The sequence below is a fragment of the Bradyrhizobium sp. CB2312 genome (genome assembly GCF_029714425.1).
Taxonomy (GTDB): Bacteria; Pseudomonadota; Alphaproteobacteria; order Rhizobiales; family Xanthobacteraceae; genus Bradyrhizobium.
Genome location: NZ_CP121668.1, coordinates 8,197,029 through 8,214,249 on the forward strand (window position 1 = coordinate 8,197,029; position 17,221 = coordinate 8,214,249).

Consider the following 17,221-nt stretch of genomic DNA (forward strand, 5'->3'; position numbering starts at 1 on the left):
CCGAAAGGTTTCGGAGTAGCAATGAGCGGGCCGGACCGGCCGCGCTTCATGCTCACAACCGCCAGTGCAGAACAGCCTTATGGGAAAGCGTTGGGAGTTCAAAGCCGGCGCGGTGATCGCCGATGAGCTATCACAGCAGCGGGTGTATTCTAGCCGGCTGGCGGCCGGGCTCGACAGGAAGATTGGGGCCCTCACGAAGCAAGCGCAGCTTCCTCCGTGAGGGCCCGGCGCCGATCAGGAAACCCGGGACTGGAGGACGTCCGACTGTTCCCTTCTAGGCCACCGCACGTGAAATCTCGCAAGGGAGACGGGCCGGCCTCCGCTGAAGGGGACCTCAGAAGATCTCGAAGAGACCGGCGGCGCCCATGCCGCCGCCGACGCACATGGTAACGACGCCGTACTTCGCGCCGCGGCGCTTGCCCTCGTACATCAGGTGCGCCGCGCAGCGGGCACCCGTCATCCCATACGGGTGTCCGATGGAAATCGAGCCGCCCGAGACATTCAGCTTCTCGTTTGGGATCCCCAACTTGTCGCGGCAGTAGAGTACCTGGCTCGCGAACGCCTCGTTCAGCTCCCAGATGTCGATGTCCTCGATCTTAAGTCCGTTGCGCTCAAGCAGCTTCGTTATTGCGAAGACCGGGCCGATGCCCATCTCCTCCGGCCGGCACCCGGCCACCGCCATGCCGCGATAGGCTCCTAGCGCCTCCAATCCGCGCCTCTCGGCCTGCTTGCCCTCGATCAGGAGTACGGCGGCAGCGCCGTCCGCGAGCTGGCTGGCGTTTCCGGCGGTGACGTACTTGCCTTCCTTGACATAGCGGCCGCCCTTGAACACTGGACCCAACTTTTTGAGATCCTCCAGCGTGGTCTGCGCCCGGTTGCACTCATCTGCGGCGATCGTGACCTCCTTGACGGCCGTCTCCTTGTTGAGCACGACTTTCATCATCGTGGTCACCGGCGTGATTTCGTGTGCAAAGCGTCCTTCGGACTGTGCCTGGGCGGTCCGCCGCTGGGATTGCAGGGCGTACTCGTCCTGTGCCTCGCGGGATACGCCATAGCGCTCGCCCACGAGCTCAGCAGTTTCGATCATCGAAGTCCACAGCTCCGGCACATGCTCGTTGAGCCACGGATCGAGAGCCATGAAGCGGTTCACCTTATCGTTCTGCACCAAGCTGATCGACTCGATGCCGGCGCCGATCGCGATCGGCGCACCGTCATTGATGATGTACTTGGCAGCGACGGCGACGGCCATAAGGCCAGAGCTGCACTGCCGGTCGATGGTCATGCCCGAGACGGTGTTCGGAAGGCCGGCGCGCAGGGCAGCTTGGCGGGCGATGTTGTCGCCCGTCGTGCCCTGCTGCATCGCAGCCCCCATCGCGACGTCGTCAATCTCGCCCGGATCGACGCCGGCCTGGGCGACGACGGCCTTAATGGCTTCGCCGCCGAGCGTCGCGCCATGGGTGTTGTTGAAGGCGCCGCGATAGGCCTTGCCGATGGGGGTCCGCTTGGCGGCGACGATGACGGCTTCACGCATGTTGGGATGGTCCTTTCATTATCTTACTTGGTGGGAGAGATAGGCCACATCGCGGCCCGGGCGCAAACTGAGGGGAGAAGACGTGGAGCGTGAGGATGACCAAAGTCTTCCGCACGCTGCTGCTTTGCTTGCCAAGGTCCGTCATAAGGGAAGGGAGACTACGCCGGTTGACTAAAATCGGCGAATTTCCTACCCTCCGCGACCAGGGTTTCCAGCAGGGCGGCCGGTTTGAATTCGTCGCCCATGGTAACCTGGAGCTCCCTCATCTTGGTGAGGACCCCATCAAGGCCAATCTGGTCGGCGTAGTACATCGGCCCGCCGCGATAGATTGGCCAACCGAAGCCATAGAGCCAGACTACGTCGATATCCCCCGGTCGCGCAGCGATTCCTTGTTCGAGAATCCGTGCACCCTCATTGATGATCGGGTACATCATGCGTTCGAGGATCTCCTCGTCGCTAACGGCGCGACGCTTTCGCCCAAGGCGGGCCAAAGTCTGCTCGATCAGTGTTTCGACCGCGGGATCTGGTATCGGCGTCCGCGAGCCGGCTTCATATCTGTACCACCCCTTGCCGGTCTTCTGGCCAAAGCGACCGGCTTCGCAGAGGGCATCCGCGATCTCCGACTTGATCCCGCGATCTTTGCGCGAAAGCCAACCAATATCGTTGCCGGCCAAATCGCTCATCACGAACGGCCCCATGGGCATTCCAAATTTCGTCAGGACTGCATCGACTTGTTGCGGCAGCGCGCCCTCAAATAACAGCTTGCCTGCCTGCTTGCCGCTCTGATCATACATGCGATTGGCAACGAACCCATCGCAAAGGCCGACGACCACCGGCACCTTGGCGATCTGGCGCGAAGTCGCGACCGCTGTTATCAGCGCGTCTGGCGCGGTTCGCGGGCCCCGCACGATCTCGCAGAGCTTCATGATATTGGCCGGCGAGAAGAAATGCATGCCGAGCACGTCGTGGGGACGATTGGTCGACTTCGCGATCTCGTCGATGTTGAGGTACGAAGTGTTGGAGGCGAGCACCGCGCCGGGCTTGGCGAACTGGTCGAGCTTGCCGAACACTCCCTTTTTCACCGCCATGGTTTCGAACACTGCCTCGATCACCAGGTCGGCGTTTCCGACGTTCTCGATGCCCACTACGCCGTTGATCAGCGCCATGCGCTTGGCGGGCGCATCAGCCGGGATGCCGCCGCGCGCCGCGGTCGCTTCCCAGTTCTTCTGCATGATGCCCATGCCGCGCTTGAGCTGCTCTTCGCCGGGCTCGATCAGGGTGACGGGAATGCCGGCATTGGCAAAGGACATCGCGATGCCGCCGCCCATAGTGCCGGCGCCGAGAATGGCGACACGCTCCACCGGTCGCGACTTGGTGCCTTCAGGCACGCCCGCGATCTTGTGGGCCTTGCGCTCGGCAAAGAACGCGTAGCGCTGTGCCTTGGACTGATCGCTGGTGAGGAGCTTGAGGAAGCCCTCGCGTTCCTTCTTCAGACCTTCGTCGAACGGCAGGTCGATGGCATAGCCGACAGCGTCGGCGGCCGCGAACGGCGCTTCCAGGCCACGCGACTTCTTGGTCATGGCGGCGACCGCATTGGTGAAGATCGAGCGGTCGGCCTTGGCCGCCGCGATCTTGGACTCGTCATCGCGCAGGCGCCGCAGCGGGCGCTTCTCGGCGAGCACCTTGCGGGCGAACGCCTCGCCGCCTGCGGCCGGCCCTTCGATGATCTCCTCGATCAGCCCGTTCTTGAGCGCCTCGGCTGCAGGAATCGGATCGCCGCCGACGATCATCTTGACCGCAAGCTCCGGCCCGACTGCGCGCGGCAGACGCTGCGTGCCGCCGGCGCCGGGCAGCAACCCGAGCTTAACCTCGGGCAGGCCAAGCTTCGCTTCTTTAGTCGCGACGCGGAAATGACAGGCGAGCGCGAGCTCGAGGCCGCCGCCGAGCGCGGTGCCGTGAATCGCGGCGATGATGGGCATGGGCGAATTCTCGATCTCGGAGAGCACGTCGTTGAGCGCTGGCGGCTTCGAGGGCTTCCCGAACTCGGTGATATCTGCACCGGCAATGAAGGTGCGGCCCGCACAGGTCAGCACGATTGCCTTGATCGCGGGATCGACGATCGCATCCTTGATGCATTCCAAGATTCCGCCGCGCACCGCGGCGCTGAGCGCATTCACGGGAGGGCTGTTGACGGTGAGAACGGCGATCATGTCATGACGCTCGAGTTTGATAACTTTATCCAAGCTGCACCTTTTTGGTTTTTGTGTCTTCCATCGGCTTCCTGACTGATGAGACTCTCGGAGCGAGGCGAGCTGTCAGGTGATGACCGATACTCCGATAGACGCGCCGTCATGGTTATGTGCTTGGGCCATCAGTGGCGCCTCGTCTCCGGGTACCTGCTACTCTCTACCCGTAAGAAGTCCTAAGGCTGCCGCGGGCCGCACTTCAATCGCGTGCCGCTGATTACGTCTGGTCCACGACGGTCGCCGCGTGGGCGATACGCTCTTCACGCAGCTGACTGCGGCGCACCTTGCCAGCTTCGTCACGCAGAGGCTCGGCGACGAACTCAATCGTGCGCGGAAGCTTATAGGTTACCAGCCGCTCGGCCAGATGCACTAGCAGCGCGTCCGCAGTCAAACTGGGGTGAGCTTGAACGATGGCGTGGATTGACGAGCCCATGTCCTCGTGCGCCAGGCCAATTACGGCGCTCGACATAACCTGCGAGTGCTCGTCGATCGCCGCTTCCACCTCGGCCGGATAAACGTTAGACTCGCCCACCAGGATCATGTCAGTGCGCCGGTGAGCGAGGTATAAATAGCCATCGGCGTCGAAATAGCCGATGTCGCCAAGACTTTCCCAACCGCCCGGTAGGACGCGGGCTGTAGCACCGCGGTAGGAGTAGGAGGGCGGCGAGCCGTCCGGACGGCGCATATAGATCTCGCCCACTTCGCCTGGTGGCAGCACGTTTCCGCTGGCGTCGAAGGCCTTCATTTCACCTCTGTACACGCGCCCGACGGAGCCGCGGTGACCGAGCCATTCGCCTCCGGTGATGGTGGTGCTGGCCTGCTCCTCCGAGCCGCCATAGAGCTCCATGATCACCTCGGGCCCCAGCCAGTTAATGAAGGCCTCCTTGAGCCACGGCGGACAGGGCGCACCGAAATGCCAGAGCGTTTTCATCGATGAGACGTCGTAGCGGGCTCGCTCCTCCTCCGGCAGCCGCCAGATGCGGCTCATCATGGTGGGCACCAAGTAAGACCAGCTCGCCCTACGCCGCTCGATCTCCGCGAGCACGCGCTCGGCATCGAAGCGCAGCATCAACACAACATGAAGGTCGCTAGTTAAAGCGTCCATGGCGCACCCGAAGGGACCATTGTGATAGAGCGGTCCGGGAATCAGCGCCGTATCGCCGGGGCAAAAGCGCCAGGCCCAGCAGGCCTCAATGAAATCGACGCCGTTTGGCAGGCCGATGGTGACCAGATCGCCCAGTTTGACACCCAGTTCCTCCAAGGCGCGCGCAATGCGGTTGGCCCTCGCCTCCAACTGGCCCCAGGTGAGAGTGATCTCGCCACAACTAACCGCCGGGGCGTCCGGCGTCGCCTGGGCGCGGCGGGAAAGCTTCTCGCCCAAAGGGATGATCGCTTCAGCCATCTCTGTCACAGACCTTCCTTTTCAGTCGACCTTTTCACTCCGCGCCGGCTGGTTGCATGAGCAATCCGCCCACACCCAGCACAAGCAAACGCTGTAGGATTAATTGATCCTGCAGAAGAAAATCGCTTACATCTTCGGTGCGACACATAAATAAGTCGATTATTGCCAGCATGCGCAGCGAAACCTCGCCATGCGTCAGCCGCGTATTGCGCTTGCGCCGCTAATCACTGTGGTCACCCCGTACGGTCTTTAGGTGCCCGGCCGAGTTGCCCGAAGCTTACGCTAGCCATCACGTGAACAGATGGCACGCGACCATGCCGTCCCCCTCGGCAAGCAGCTTCGGCGTCCTCTCTTTGCATACCGGCATCGTGTGCGGACAGCGCGGATGAAAGCGCAACCCGGCGGTGGGCGCTGTGCGCTTGGCACCTCGCCTTGGATAGTCTGATGGCCGCGCCTGGCCTCAAGAGGGGATTTGGGATTGGAATAGCGCCCATTAGCACCCTAGTGTAGGGATGCTTCGGATTCGAATAGAGCTCCTCGCGCGCAGAGATCTCGACGATTGTGCCGAGATACATCACGGCGTTGCGCTGGCTCACATGCCGCACCGCCGCGGGATCGTGAGCGACGAAGATCATGGATATCCCGAGCTCTTCCTGCAATTCTTGAAACAGATTGACCACCTGGGCTTGAATCGACACGTCGAGCACCGAGACCGGCTCATCGCAGATCAACAGAGCCGGCTCTACTGCGAGGCGCGGGCGATGCTGACGCGCTGTCGCTGACCTCCCGAGAACTGGTGCGGATAGCGGTCGATCATATCGTGCCGCAGCCCGACCCATCGCGAGCAACTCCATTACCCGCGCCGCCCGTCTCTCCGCCTTGTTGCCGCGCAGTTTGTGTATCTCCAGCGGCTCGCCGATAATGTCGCCGACCCGCATGTGCGGGTCGAGCGATCCGAATGGATCCTGATAAACCATCTGGATGCGCCGGCGAACCGGCCGCATCTGCTTCCGATTATAGTTGGTGATGTCGATGCCTTGGAACGCAATCTTTCCAGACGTGATCGGCAGCATCCGCAGTATCGCAAGGCCTGTTGTCGACTTGCCGCACCCGCTCTCTCCGACCAGCCCCAGCGTTTCACGTTCATGCACCTGAACGACACACCGTCGACCGCCTTGACGGTACTGACCTCACGCTCCAGCAGCCCGCCATACACGGGAAAGTGGACCTTGAGGTGCTGAACGTCGAGCACCACAGTGGATTTTGCCGCGCCGCGCGGCTGCTCACGGGTCAACACATCAGACATGGGGCGCCGCCCAGCACGCGTGCAAATGCTTGTCGTTGGCCTTCATCAGTTCCGGCATGTCGCGTCGGCAGCGGTCCAGCGCCTCGCTGCAGCGTGGATTGAATGAACAGCCGAGCGGCAGCTGCGAGAGGTTTGGCGGCTGTCCCTTGACCGGGACCAGGGCCGTCCGGCTGGCTGGTCGAGAACGCGGGATTGAGGCCATAAGACCGCGGGTGTAGGGATGCATCGGCCTAGCGCAGAGATCGAGCGCGCTTGCCGTCTCGATGATCCTGCCGCCATCATCACACACACACGGTCGGCGTAACGTGCGACCACGCCGAGATCGTGCGTAATCAAAATCAGCGCCGTCCCGATCTCATGCGCTAGTTCCTTCAACAGTCCGAGGACCTGCGCCTGGACGGTCACGTCAAACGCGGTCGTCAGTTCGTCGGCGATGATCAGCTTTGGCTGGCAGGCGAGCGCCATGGCGATCATGATGCGTCGGCGCATTCCGCCCGAGAACCGGTGCGGATAAGCCGAAAGCCGGCTGCGGGCGTCCGGCATCTGCACGCGATCGAGGCATACGACGTTTGCTCGCACTAATTCCGACGCTAATCTTCGCCTCCCTCATAGTTTTTGTCACGATCCGCCTGATTCCCGGCAACATCGTCGACCTGATGCTGTCGCAGAACGACCCGAGTGCAGCCAAGCAAAGCCGGGAGCAGCTGGAGGCTGCGCTTGGGCTCAATACGCCCATTTACATCCAGTATTTCAAGTGGATCGGCGCGCTCTTGTTCAAAGGAAGCTTCGGCAACTCGCTCTGGACCAACACTCCGGTGATGGACGAAATCCTCTATCGTCTGCCGATTACTTTCGAACTCGGTCTGCTTTCGCTCATTGTATCGCTCATGTTCGGTATTCCGATTGGCGTCTATGCGGCGCTGAAGCAGGATACAATCGGCGACTACGTCCTTCGGACGTTCTCCATACTTGCGCTCGCAATACCGGGCTTTTGGGTCGGCACGCTGGTGATGGTTTTCCCGTCGATCTGGTGGGGATGGTCGCCGTCGGTGAAGTTTATTCGCTTCTCGGAAGCCCCTTTGGGCAATTTCCTGCAGCTGCTTATTCCGGCGCTGATCCTTGGTAATGCGTTTTCGGCCATTACTATGCGGCTGCCCCCCACGCTGATGCTAGTCAGGTGAATCTCAAGTTCGCCACATAAAGTCTGCTGGGCTTTGTGGCAGAAGCGTTTGACGGAAGCCAAAATCTGGTCTGCGGACTTGGTCCATTTGAAGGGCTTCGGGTTGTTGTTGTGCAGGTCGATGAAGGTACGGATGTCGGCCTCGAGCTGCCTGACGGAGGTGTGAACACCTCGCTGGATCTGCTTTCGGGTGAGCTCAGCGAACCAGCGTTCGACCTGATTGATCCATGACGCGGAAGTCGGCGTGAAGTGGACATGATAATGCGGCCGACGGGCGAGCCACGCTTTGATCTTGGGTGTTTTGTGAGTGGCGTAGTTGTCCATGACGATATGGACATCGATCCCTTCAGGGACTTGAGCGTCGATCTCTTTGAGGAACTTCAAGAACTCGACTGCCCGGTGGCGCTTGTAGCATTTGCCGATGACGAATCCAGAGGCGACATCGAGCGCGGCAAACAGCGAGGTCGTACCATGCCGCACATAGCTGTGCGTGCGCCGTTCCGGTACGCCCGGCATCATCGGCAGGACCGGCTGCTCGCGATCCAGGGCCTGGATCTGGCTTTTCTCATCGACACTGAGGACAAGGGCTCGGTTCGGTGGGGAAAGGTAAAGGCCGACGATATCGCGGACCTTGTCGACGAACAGCGGATCGCTCGACAGCTTGAATGTCTGGCTGCGGTGCGGCTGCAGGCCGAACGCCGTCCACATTCGGCGGATCGTGGTGTGAGAAAAGCCAGTTTCCGCAGCCATTGAGCGGATCGACCAGTGCGTCGCGTCGGGTGGCGTTGTCCGCAATGTCCGCTCAATTACCTCAGCAACCTGATCGTCGTCGATGGTTCGAGGGCGGCCAGGGCGGGCTTCGTCAAGCAGGCCATCACAGCGATCCTTCAAGAATCGGCGGCGCCACTTGCCAACGGTGTGTTCGTGAAGGCCGAGTTCGGCAGCTACAGACTTGCTTGGCAATCCATCCGCGCATCGCAGGACCGCGCGGCACCGCTCAGATAGCGACCGGGCAACACGATGACGACGAACTTGCCTCTCCAAGTACGCCCGCTCCGGCGGACTAAGCACCAACGGCGCGATCGGCCGGCCTCGCACACGTGCATTCGCCACTAGCGCTCTCCTCGAGATTCGAGCAATCAACTGATGCGACGAATTTGCGTTCCAGATGACTAAGGCTCGGACTCAATTGATCCAATAGGCAACGATGGCGGCGAGATGGATGGCAGCCAAGAAGTTCCTGGCTAGTTTGTCGTAGCGAGTTGCGACACGCCTGAAATCCTTGAGGCGGCAGAAACAGCGCTCGATGACGTTGCGCCCCTTGTAGGCGCGTTTGCTGAAGCTGTGGAGAGTGACCCTGTTGGATTTGTTTGGAATGACGGGCTTGGCACCACGATCGACGATTTCGGCTCGAAAGCCGTCGCCGTCGTACCCTTTGTCGCCAATGAGGGCAGACATGGGTGGCGCGAGTTCCAAAAGGGCTGGCGCTGCGGCAATATCAGCGTCCTGGCCTGGAGTGAGATGAAATGCGCAAGGTCTGCAGTCAGGGTCGCTCAGCGCGTGGATTTTCGTGGTCCGCCCGCCGCGCGAGCGGCCGATCGCTTGCTCATGCTCCCCCCTTTTCCGCCGCTCGCCGAGCGATGCGCTTTGATCGTGGTGGAGTCGATGGACAAAGTCACGCCGTCTTTGCCGCAGCGGGCGAGCGCTTCAAAGATCGCCCGCCAATGTCCGCGCTTGGCCCAGCGATTGAAACGATTGTAGATCGTCGTGTAGGGACCATAGTCGGGCGGGCAATCGCGCCAGCGTGCGCCGCACTGAAGCATGTGAATGATACCGCTGATGACGCGTCGATCGTCGTCGCGCACCGGTCCGGTCTGGTTCGTTGGCAGATGCGGCTCTATCAGAGCCCATTGCTTGTCGTTGAGCCAGAACAGTCCTTTGCGCATCGAAGTCCCCCGCGTGGAATCAACCCGCTGCGAGGGAATCAGAGTTCGCTAACTAGGTACAGACCCTAGAAGTGACGCGGCAGGACTATATCCGCATCTGCCGATTTGCTGGCTTCAGCCTGCTGAGTCTCCTGCTCACGTCCGGTGCGGCATGGTCCCAGACGAAGGTTGAGATGCCGAAATACAGATCCGCAAAAATGCCGGCAAATAGAAAAATGACGCAGATCAACGCGCCGGCAGCACCGAGCGGCTTCTCACGGACCAGGCGACATAAGAATTCGAAGGCGGCATTCGAACGTTTGACTGAGGCCTGAGGGATCGCGAGCGCGGTCTCGTTGATCTCGAACATCAGCGATCCCTCACTTTCGGGTCAAGAAAGCCGTAGCTCAGGTCGACCAGCAAGTTGATGAACACAATCGCAGAGCCGAAGATTAGGAAGACGCCGGTGATCGTCGGGTAGTCGCGCGAGCTCACGGCTTCCAGCAGCAGCAAGCCCATGCCAGGAATGACGAAGATCTGCTCAAGTATAACGGCGCCGCCAATCAACGCACCGGCTTGCAGACCGACCAGTGTGATGACGGGGATCAGAGGTCTAACATAAAAAGCATAGATGAAACCTGCACAGTTTGAACGCCCGAAGGTTACCGCAATTTTCAAGCCCCAACGGGCGGCGCTATTAAAACGTCCGCCGACTCATCAGGGCTCCGGAACATCTCGAACAGGCCCGTCGCACTCATGGCACCGCCAAGGCATTGGCGGCGGCCCTAGTTTGCGCCGCGGCGCTTGCCCTATATGAGGAGGCGGTGCAGCGGCCGCCAGTCAATGCCGTTGCGATGACCATTGAGATCGGGGGCGCCGGGGGCGGTCAGCTTGTCCTTGGGCTTGGGCTCACCCCAGCTTGTCGCGACGGTGGTGCGGCGGAAAGGCGAAGGCCTCATTTACTTCCCAGATCTTGATGTCGTCCATGGAGCACTTCCTACAAATCTCAATGCACAACGCCTGAGTACGAGCTGAACACATGAAAAATGAGCTCGAGGGCCCGGTCATCTAGAAGACGTGCTGTTGTTCGTAAATGCACGCGGTGAAAACGCTGAAAACGGACATGGGACGCGGAAGATCTGCGGATTTTGCATTTCATTGCGGGAAACGAGATTAAAAACCCGGTCACAATCGCTGACGGCTCAAAGCCAGTGGTGGAGCAGGCAGTTGGCTCTACCACCGTATGCGCGCGCGATTGGTACGTGACGCACAGCGATAAACACAGGGTCACGTTCACCCAAGCTACGTCACTTTCGGAGAGAGAAACATGGCAGGCGAAAGCTCCGCACTCACCGTTCTCCTCAATATCCCTACCGCGGAAGCCTATGCGCGACTTATCGCGGAGCGTTTCCCGAAGGTTCGTGCGATCGTGGCGTCGGACCCTGAGCGCCTTGTGCAGTACGTAGGGCAGGCGGACGTGCTGCTTGCTGCTCGCTTCCCCGTTGAGGTATTCGATCAAGCGAGGAAACTGCGATGGTTCCAATGTATTAACGCCGGTGTCGATTCCATGCTCCCAATCCGCGATAAGGCGAGGCACATCACGGTCACAAATGCCCGCGGCATTCATGGCGATATCATCGCGGATTTCGTCATGGCCGGCGTGACGATGCTGCACTGGGATTTCCGCAGGTATCTGCGCGAGCAATCGGAGCGGAAATGGAGACCACGATACGACGTGGCGCCATTGGCCGACAAGACACTCGGTGTATTGGGACTTGGGTCGATCGGGGCAACGATTGCCCGGCGCGCGAAAAGTGCCGGCATGACCGTCGTCGGCTCTAAGCGGGATATTTCCGTCCCGGTCGAAGGTGTCGACGCGCTGTTCGCTTCCGATGCCCTTGAGGATCTGCTCCCGCTTTGCGACTTTCTGGTCCTGGCCGTGCCGGCGACCGTAGAAACGGTGGGGCTCATCGGCGCGGCCCAGTTAGCGCGGATGCGGCGCGACGCCTTTCTGATTAACATCGCCCGGGGCTCCGTCATTGTGGAGGCCGAGCTGATCAAAGCGCTGCAGACGGGCACGATCGCCGGTGCGATGCTCGACGTTTTCAAGCGGGAGCCTTTGCCGTACGATAGCCCGCTCTGGGACATGCCCAACGTGATTGCAACACCTCATGTGGCGGGAAGTCCAACAAATTATACGGCGCGGGTGTTCTCTATCTTTGCGGACAACATCGAGCGCTTCCAGAGAGGCCAAGCATTGAAGAATGTCGTGGATCTGGGACGCGGTTATTAACCGGCAGGCACTGCGCGGCGAAAATCCGCTCGATGCTCGTTTCCGGGCGTCCCATGGCTCTTGCAAAGCAAACAGGATGCCAGAGGATTAGACGGGCTGCACGTCGTCGCTGTGCTGCCGCGCCCTCACGCGCAGGTATGTTAACGACATGGTGCACAACGAAATCCCGCCCGAAACATGCGAATCGGCCTGATATCGGCGCATTCCGGCCCATAGCCGGCTGATTTTCATCTTCATGAGAATGTACGGTTTTTCCGTTGAGTGCCCTTCTAATGGCACGGGCTGTTAAGCCGAATAGCGACCAAATAACTGCCTTCTGATCGGATGCCGACGTTCAGTCTGCGCAGGAAGTTATGTCAAAAAGAGCTCAGTGGAATGTCTAATAAACCTGTTGCGCGAAAATCTCACTCGGCGGCGGCCACGACAGTTGAGGATGTGGTCAGCGCGGGGCTCTGCGCAGGGTGCGGAATATGCGCCAGCATCGCGGGCCCCGCCATATCCATGGGCATCAATATCGAGGGCAACATGCGGCCTCTCGCTAGAACTGAAATCGGGCACGAGACGAACGCGCAGATCATGTCCACGTGCCCAGGCGTCTCGCTGCAGGGGCCCGCCAAACCTCAAGGAGTACCAGTTCATTCCGTGTGGGGGCCGATGCGTGAGATACATAGATCATGGTCGAGAGAGCCCCTCGTCCGTCACAAGGCCGCGGCAGGTGGCACGTTGACTGCGCTTGGCCGCTATCTTTTGGCTAATGGCCGTGTTGATGCGGTATTGCATGTCCGTGCCGATGATCGAAAGCCATGGCTTACGATGGCCACGGTCTCGAAAACGCCGGACGAAGTGCTGGCTGGAGCTCAATCGCGGTATGGCCCATCTTCGCCTCTCATCCATATTCACCGGCTGCTCGATGGAGGCAAGCCCTTCGCTGTAATCGCTAAGCCTTGTGACATCTCCGCTCTTCGCGCTCTTGGGCGTAGCGATCCCCGGGTGGAACAGCTCATCCCATACATGCTGACGATATTCTGCGGTGGCGTTCCCAGCGCTCACATAAGTTCGGCAATTATGCGCCACCATGGGGTTGACGATCAGGATGTCAGACTGTTTCGATTTCGAGGGGAGGGGTGGCCTGGCCCACTTCGAGTCCAGACACGCGATGCGACTATTTACGACTTGCCATATCCTGACGGCTGGAAAGGTAAGAAATACTCCTATGATGTTCAGTTCCGCTGCAAGATCTGTCCTGATGCGGTAGGAGAGGTGGCGGACATTTCTGTACCGGACGGCTGGATACTGCGATATGGAAAGCCGGTTTTTGATGAAGCACCGGGAATCAACGTCGCGCTCGTTCGCACTGCAGCTGGCGAAGAGCTGTTGAATGAGGCCATCGCTGCAGGATACCTTGAGGTTTCCCCTGTCTCCATCCAGGAAATCGAACAAATGCATTCGGAGAAGCCAGATAGGAAGGCGGGTGCCTTTACTGCCTTGCTCGCTTTGCGACTTATTGGTCAAAGGGCAATCAAGGTTTCAGGCTATCGGAGTGCAGACGCCCTGAAGCGTGCCGGCTTGCGCAGTTTCTTTCGGCAATTTGCAGGTGCGATCAGGCGGGTGATAGATGGAGACAACCGAGAGCATCTTATCTAATCATCGACGAGCAAAAGCGCGGGCCTCTCGTTCGGGCGGCATGCCCTAATGCGTGGGCATCATCTCGCGCCAGTTCCTTATTGCGAATCACGGTCGCATGGGGAGCTGGGAAGAAGCCGGCACCTTACAACGGATGGTCAGATACTTATTCGATCAACGATGAAATCGGGCCAGAGCTCGCAGAAATGCTCGGCTCGCGACGGCAAACTCGACGGTCGGTCTGGCCGGACCCGCCATGCTTGAACGGCGCGAACTTAACTTAGAGCTATGAGACCGGAAGAAGGCGGGCTGGTGAGCCTGCAGGTCCCGAACGGCGTGGTCAACATTGCGGATGGGGACAACCGAGGTCGTCGCAACGGCCATCAGTATCTATCGAATTATCGGGGCACGCTGTCCAACTAGCAATGGGGCGGGCCAGCGTCTACTTCGGCATATCGTGCCGTCCGACCGCTCGCGGACCCTGCGACATGCGCAAGCCAATCGAGACGCCACCGGATCGATGCTGGAGATTCGCCGTGAGTTCGGGGGGGCGGCATGATCATGGCGCTGATCAACATCGAAGCTAGGCCGATCGGAGTTTACGCAGAGAACAAGAGTGCGCGATGCGTGACATTCCGCTGCTATTCCTCTGCACACGCCAGGCATCATGGTAGGAGACAAGAGTGCCATACTCCCTGAGTGGGCCAAGCCATCTGGAGTTCACCTACTCGGCGGCACAACTGCAGAAGTGTCTCCAACATTGCAGAATTTCGCTAATTGCGGGGCGATTTTCAGCGTTTTTATTCTTGAGCAGCCCTCTACGATTGTTGGGCAAATTGGGGAGGAAAAGCATGATCGTCTTGCGTGCTTTTGCGGCTGCGTGTGCCCTGCTCGCGCTCAATGCAACGGTCTCGGCACAAACCAAGGATACGCTTGTCGCGGCGCTTGCGGCGGAAGCCACGATGCTTGATCCGACAAGGTCGTTCGCCGGCGTCGATTACTACTTCATCGGGCAGATGTTCGAGCAACTGGTCCGCTTCGATCCCGACCTGAAGATGGTAAACTGGCTCGCCGAGTCCTGGTCCATCGAGGGTACGCCAGACAAGCCGATCATCGACGTGCATCTCCGTAAAGGGGTGAAGTTCCACAATGGCGATCCATTAACCTCGACTGACTTCGAATTCTCCTACGGGCGGCTCAGGGACCCAAAGATCTCGCGCTATTCCCACCTGCAGGCGAACGTCGAAAAGTTCGAGGTCATTGATGACCATCACTTCAAGCTGCATTTCAGGGCGCCGGACGGTAACTACATCCCAAACGCTCTGCAGCTCTGGGCAATCCCGAAAAAGTATTTCGAGGCGGTGGGCGAGGAAGGCTTTGCCAAGGCACCAGTCGGCACCGGCCCGTGGAAATTCGTCTCGCGCTCGATTAAGGAAGATCTGAAGCTCGAAGCATTTGACGATTACTGGAATAAGGATGCGCGGCCGAAAGTCAAGAATCTGGTCCTGAAGATTATTCCGGAAGACCTTACGCGTGTTGCGGCGTTCAAGTCGGGCGCCGTTGACTGGATCGACGCGGTGCCGCTGTCAGCGGTCGACGAGATCAAGAAGATGCCGGGCGTGAAGACCTTCTCGGCGACTTCGTCAAACAACCTCTACATCGATTTTCCCACCTACATGCCTGATTCGCCCTTCAGCAAGCTGAAGGTGCGGGAGGCGGTGGCGCATGCCATCGATGTCGACGCGATCATCAAGAGCGTGCTGTTCGGGCAGGGGGAGCGCTATGCGGAGGTCGGCAAGGGCGAGACCGGCTACGATCCGGACCTGAAGCCATATCCGTACGACGTGAAGCAGGCGAAGCAGCTGCTGGCCGAAGCAGGATATCCGAATGGCTTCGAGACGCCGTGCTACAACCTGATCACGCCCCGCGAGCCGAACGTGAAGGAAATGGGCGAGGCGGTGTTTGCCTATCTCAGCACCGTCGGCATTCGGTGCAAAGTGCAGGGTCTTGAGTATTCGGCGTGGCTTAAGGTTCTCGTCCGCACCCCTATCGGCCCGCTGGACGGTATCGTGATGCATATGTGGGGTCATGGCCTCCCGGGTGATCCAGCGGAACCATGGTCAGGCATGCTACACAGCTTCGTTCCGGGCAAGGGCTTTGGCTCTGGTTCGCAAACCAACGACCCCAAGGTCGACGCGATGGTCGAGGAATTGAAGAATACGATGAACCCGGAGAAGCGAGTGGAACTGATCAAGCAGGTCGCCCGCTACAAGCATGACAACGTCCTCGGCGGGGTGACCACCTATCGACCGGTCATCACGTTCGCCTGGCGCGACAACGTCGAGTTCCGGCCGTGGCCGTCCGCATCTTGGCATGTGTTCCAGCAAGTCAGCTTTACGAAATAGTCCGAGTTCCCGGGAAAGGTCAGTCAGTTGTGAAAACCGTTTTTGCTAAGGGGGTGCTCAATGCCCTCGTAAGCGTTTTCGGTGCCAGTGTAATCATTTTTCGTGATTTCGCGCCTTTCGGGCGATCCAGTCGCCTTGATGCTGCCGATGGACGCGCCGCAGTCGGCCATCGCGGTGCAGGGCCAGGCAGTGCCGTCGTTCTAGATCCCGCTGATTTTCGTTCACACCCACTGCGACTGCCTACGTTGGCGAGCTGCGTACGTTATTTTGATCTTGAAGGAACTTTGGATCATGCAGTTGAACGGTGATCAGAAACTAGAGGCCTATCGGCGGATGCTGCGCATCCGTCGATTCGAAGAAGAGGGTGCGCGCCAGTTTAAAGCTGGGAAGATCCCAGGTACCTTCCACCTGAGTGTGGGTCAGGAAGCCGCTATCGTAGGGGCATGTCTCGCCCTTCGGCGCGATGACGCGATGACCGGAACGCATCGTTCGCACGGTCATCCGATCGGTAAGGGTGCGCGTCTGGACGCGCTTATGGCCGAACTGATGGGAAAGGAGGGCGGCATTTGCAAGGGGCGCGGAGGTTCGATGCACCTTGCAGACAGATCGGTCGGGATCATCAGCGAATCGGCCATCGTGGGAGGGGGCATTCCTCTCGCCACAGGCTGCGCGTTCAGCGCCAAGGTGCGAGGCGTCGATCAGGTTACTCTTTGCTTTTTCGGCGATGGAGCCGTGAACCAGGGCACCTTCCATGAGAGTCTCAACATGGCATCGCTCTGGAAGCTACCGGTCATCTATCTTTGTGAAAACAACGGCTACGCAATTTCTACCTCGATAGCGCAAAGCCATGGGCAGCCGGACATCGCGCTGCGAGCGGCGGGTTACGGCATGCCAGGCGTTACGGTCGACGGGCAGGACCTGAGCGCCGTCTACGAAGCCGCAAGGCAAGCGGTCGCGCGAGCACGCGCGGGCAATGGGCCTACTCTCATAGTAGCTGACACCTATCGGTTCTATGAGCACGCCTTCTCCTTGGCCATTCGCGGCAAGCCCTACCGGTCGGCCGAAGAAGTCGAGAGATACAAGCGCGAGCGAGATCCGATTGTACTCTTTCGCAGCGAGTTGCTGAAACAGGGTATCGGCGACAATATCTTAACAGCGATCGAAGAAGATGTTATCGACGCGGTAAAGCGGGCTGTAAAATTTGCCTTGTCCAGTCCAACGCCCTGTCCGGACACTTTGTTAGACTACATGTTCAGTTCGCCGCCTCCGGACTATTACAGCGCCGTCAACGGGCTGGAGAGGAATTAGTC

Annotated in this window: 14 protein-coding genes and 2 pseudogenes; 5 read left to right on the forward strand and 11 right to left on the reverse strand. The window is 59.6% G+C overall.

What is annotated here, in order from left to right; all coding sequences use genetic code 11:
• Window positions 1–334 precede the first annotated feature (334 nt).
• The 6 genes and pseudogenes from QA642_RS39540 to QA642_RS46645 all read right to left on the reverse strand — a co-directional run.
• A complete protein-coding gene (locus QA642_RS39540; RefSeq protein WP_283081703.1) occupies window positions 335–1,531 on the reverse strand; it encodes an acetyl-CoA C-acyltransferase in 1,197 nt (398 codons plus the stop codon).
• A 158-nt stretch (window positions 1,532–1,689) separates the two neighbouring features.
• On the reverse strand, window positions 1,690–3,774 hold the full coding sequence (locus QA642_RS39545) for a 3-hydroxyacyl-CoA dehydrogenase NAD-binding domain-containing protein (protein WP_283081704.1): 2,085 nt from the start codon (window positions 3,772–3,774) through the stop codon (window positions 1,690–1,692).
• Window positions 3,775–3,994: 220 nt separating this feature from the next.
• Window positions 3,995–5,179, reverse strand: coding sequence for an AMP-binding protein (locus tag QA642_RS39550; RefSeq protein ID WP_283081705.1), 1,185 nt, complete (start codon window positions 5,177–5,179; stop codon window positions 3,995–3,997).
• 233 nt (window positions 5,180–5,412) lie between these two features.
• Window positions 5,413–6,330 (reverse strand): ATP-binding cassette domain-containing protein, encoded by a 918-nt coding sequence (locus QA642_RS39555; RefSeq protein ID WP_283081706.1) that lies wholly within the window; start codon window positions 6,328–6,330, stop codon window positions 5,413–5,415.
• 147 nt (window positions 6,331–6,477) lie between these two features.
• Window positions 6,478–6,711, reverse strand: coding sequence for an oligopeptide/dipeptide ABC transporter ATP-binding protein (locus tag QA642_RS46640; RefSeq protein ID WP_349253810.1), 234 nt, complete (start codon window positions 6,709–6,711; stop codon window positions 6,478–6,480).
• A gap of 251 nt (window positions 6,712–6,962) precedes the next feature.
• Window positions 6,963–7,028, reverse strand: a pseudogene (locus QA642_RS46645) (hypothetical protein); the annotation flags it as partial.
• 26 nt (window positions 7,029–7,054) lie between these two features.
• Here QA642_RS46645 and QA642_RS39565 point away from each other — a divergent pair.
• Window positions 7,055–7,666, forward strand: a complete 612-nt coding sequence (locus QA642_RS39565) for an ABC transporter permease (RefSeq protein WP_283081707.1) — start codon at window positions 7,055–7,057, stop codon at window positions 7,664–7,666.
• A 32-nt stretch (window positions 7,667–7,698) separates the two neighbouring features.
• Here QA642_RS39565 and QA642_RS39570 read toward each other — a convergent pair.
• The 5 genes and pseudogenes from QA642_RS39570 to QA642_RS39590 all read right to left on the reverse strand — a co-directional run.
• Window positions 7,699–8,778 (reverse strand): annotated as a pseudogene (locus QA642_RS39570) (IS630 family transposase); the annotation flags it as partial.
• A gap of 72 nt (window positions 8,779–8,850) precedes the next feature.
• Window positions 8,851–9,611 (reverse strand): IS5 family transposase gene (locus QA642_RS39575; protein ID WP_283081708.1). Its coding sequence is split into 2 segments (ribosomal slippage): window positions 8,851–9,278 and window positions 9,278–9,611, totalling 762 coding nucleotides; the frame shifts between segments, so codons are not numbered across the junction.
• A gap of 85 nt (window positions 9,612–9,696) precedes the next feature.
• Window positions 9,697–9,960 carry a hypothetical protein gene (locus QA642_RS39580; RefSeq protein WP_283081709.1) on the reverse strand — a complete coding sequence of 88 codons (264 nt, stop codon included), beginning with the start codon at window positions 9,958–9,960 and terminating at the stop codon, window positions 9,697–9,699.
• Entirely contained in the window at window positions 9,960–10,268 is a 309-nt protein-coding gene (locus QA642_RS39585) for an ABC transporter permease subunit (RefSeq protein ID WP_283081710.1), read from the reverse strand. Before QA642_RS39585 ends, QA642_RS39580 begins: the two co-directional genes overlap by 1 nt.
• Before the next feature lie 131 nt (window positions 10,269–10,399).
• Complete coding sequence (locus QA642_RS39590; RefSeq protein ID WP_283081711.1) at window positions 10,400–10,549, reverse strand: hypothetical protein; 150 nt, start codon at window positions 10,547–10,549, stop codon at window positions 10,400–10,402.
• A gap of 368 nt (window positions 10,550–10,917) precedes the next feature.
• On the opposite strand from QA642_RS39590, the gene QA642_RS39595 reads away from it, so the two are divergent.
• The 4 genes from QA642_RS39595 to QA642_RS39610 all read left to right on the forward strand — a co-directional run bounded on the left by QA642_RS39595 (window position 10,918) and on the right by QA642_RS39610 (window position 17,219).
• On the forward strand, window positions 10,918–11,883 hold the full coding sequence (locus QA642_RS39595) for a D-2-hydroxyacid dehydrogenase (RefSeq protein WP_283081712.1): 966 nt from the start codon (window positions 10,918–10,920) through the stop codon (window positions 11,881–11,883).
• Window positions 11,884–12,606: 723 nt separating this feature from the next.
• Window positions 12,607–13,527 carry a Coenzyme F420 hydrogenase/dehydrogenase, beta subunit C-terminal domain gene (locus QA642_RS39600; protein ID WP_283081713.1) on the forward strand — a complete coding sequence of 307 codons (921 nt, stop codon included), beginning with the start codon at window positions 12,607–12,609 and terminating at the stop codon, window positions 13,525–13,527.
• Between the two features lie 830 nt (window positions 13,528–14,357).
• The gene (locus QA642_RS39605) at window positions 14,358–15,911 is read left to right on the forward strand and encodes an ABC transporter substrate-binding protein (protein WP_283081714.1); all 1,554 of its coding nucleotides are present in this window, start codon (window positions 14,358–14,360) and stop codon (window positions 15,909–15,911) included.
• A gap of 291 nt (window positions 15,912–16,202) precedes the next feature.
• Entirely contained in the window at window positions 16,203–17,219 is a 1,017-nt protein-coding gene (locus QA642_RS39610; protein ID WP_283081715.1) for a thiamine pyrophosphate-dependent dehydrogenase E1 component subunit alpha, read from the forward strand.
• Window positions 17,220–17,221: the final 2 nt, after the last annotated feature.

Excerpts from the sequence above, each read along its gene's own strand:
- QA642_RS39595 (WP_283081712.1), top strand. The coding sequence starts at position 10,918 with ATGGCAGGCGAAAGCTCCGCACTCACCGTTCTCCTCAATATCCCTACC.
- QA642_RS39580 (WP_283081709.1), bottom strand. The coding sequence starts at position 9,960 with ATGTTCGAGATCAACGAGACCGCGCTCGCGATCCCTCAGGCCTCAGTC.
- QA642_RS39605 (WP_283081714.1), top strand. The coding sequence starts at position 14,358 with ATGATCGTCTTGCGTGCTTTTGCGGCTGCGTGTGCCCTGCTCGCGCTC.
- QA642_RS39610 (WP_283081715.1), top strand. The coding sequence starts at position 16,203 with ATGCAGTTGAACGGTGATCAGAAACTAGAGGCCTATCGGCGGATGCTG.
- QA642_RS39540 (WP_283081703.1), bottom strand. The coding sequence starts at position 1,531 with ATGCGTGAAGCCGTCATCGTCGCCGCCAAGCGGACCCCCATCGGCAAG.
- QA642_RS39590 (WP_283081711.1), bottom strand. The coding sequence starts at position 10,549 with ATGAGGCCTTCGCCTTTCCGCCGCACCACCGTCGCGACAAGCTGGGGT.
- QA642_RS46640 (WP_349253810.1), bottom strand. The coding sequence starts at position 6,711 with ATGCATCCCTACACCCGCGGTCTTATGGCCTCAATCCCGCGTTCTCGA.
- QA642_RS39550 (WP_283081705.1), bottom strand. The coding sequence starts at position 5,179 with ATGGCTGAAGCGATCATCCCTTTGGGCGAGAAGCTTTCCCGCCGCGCC.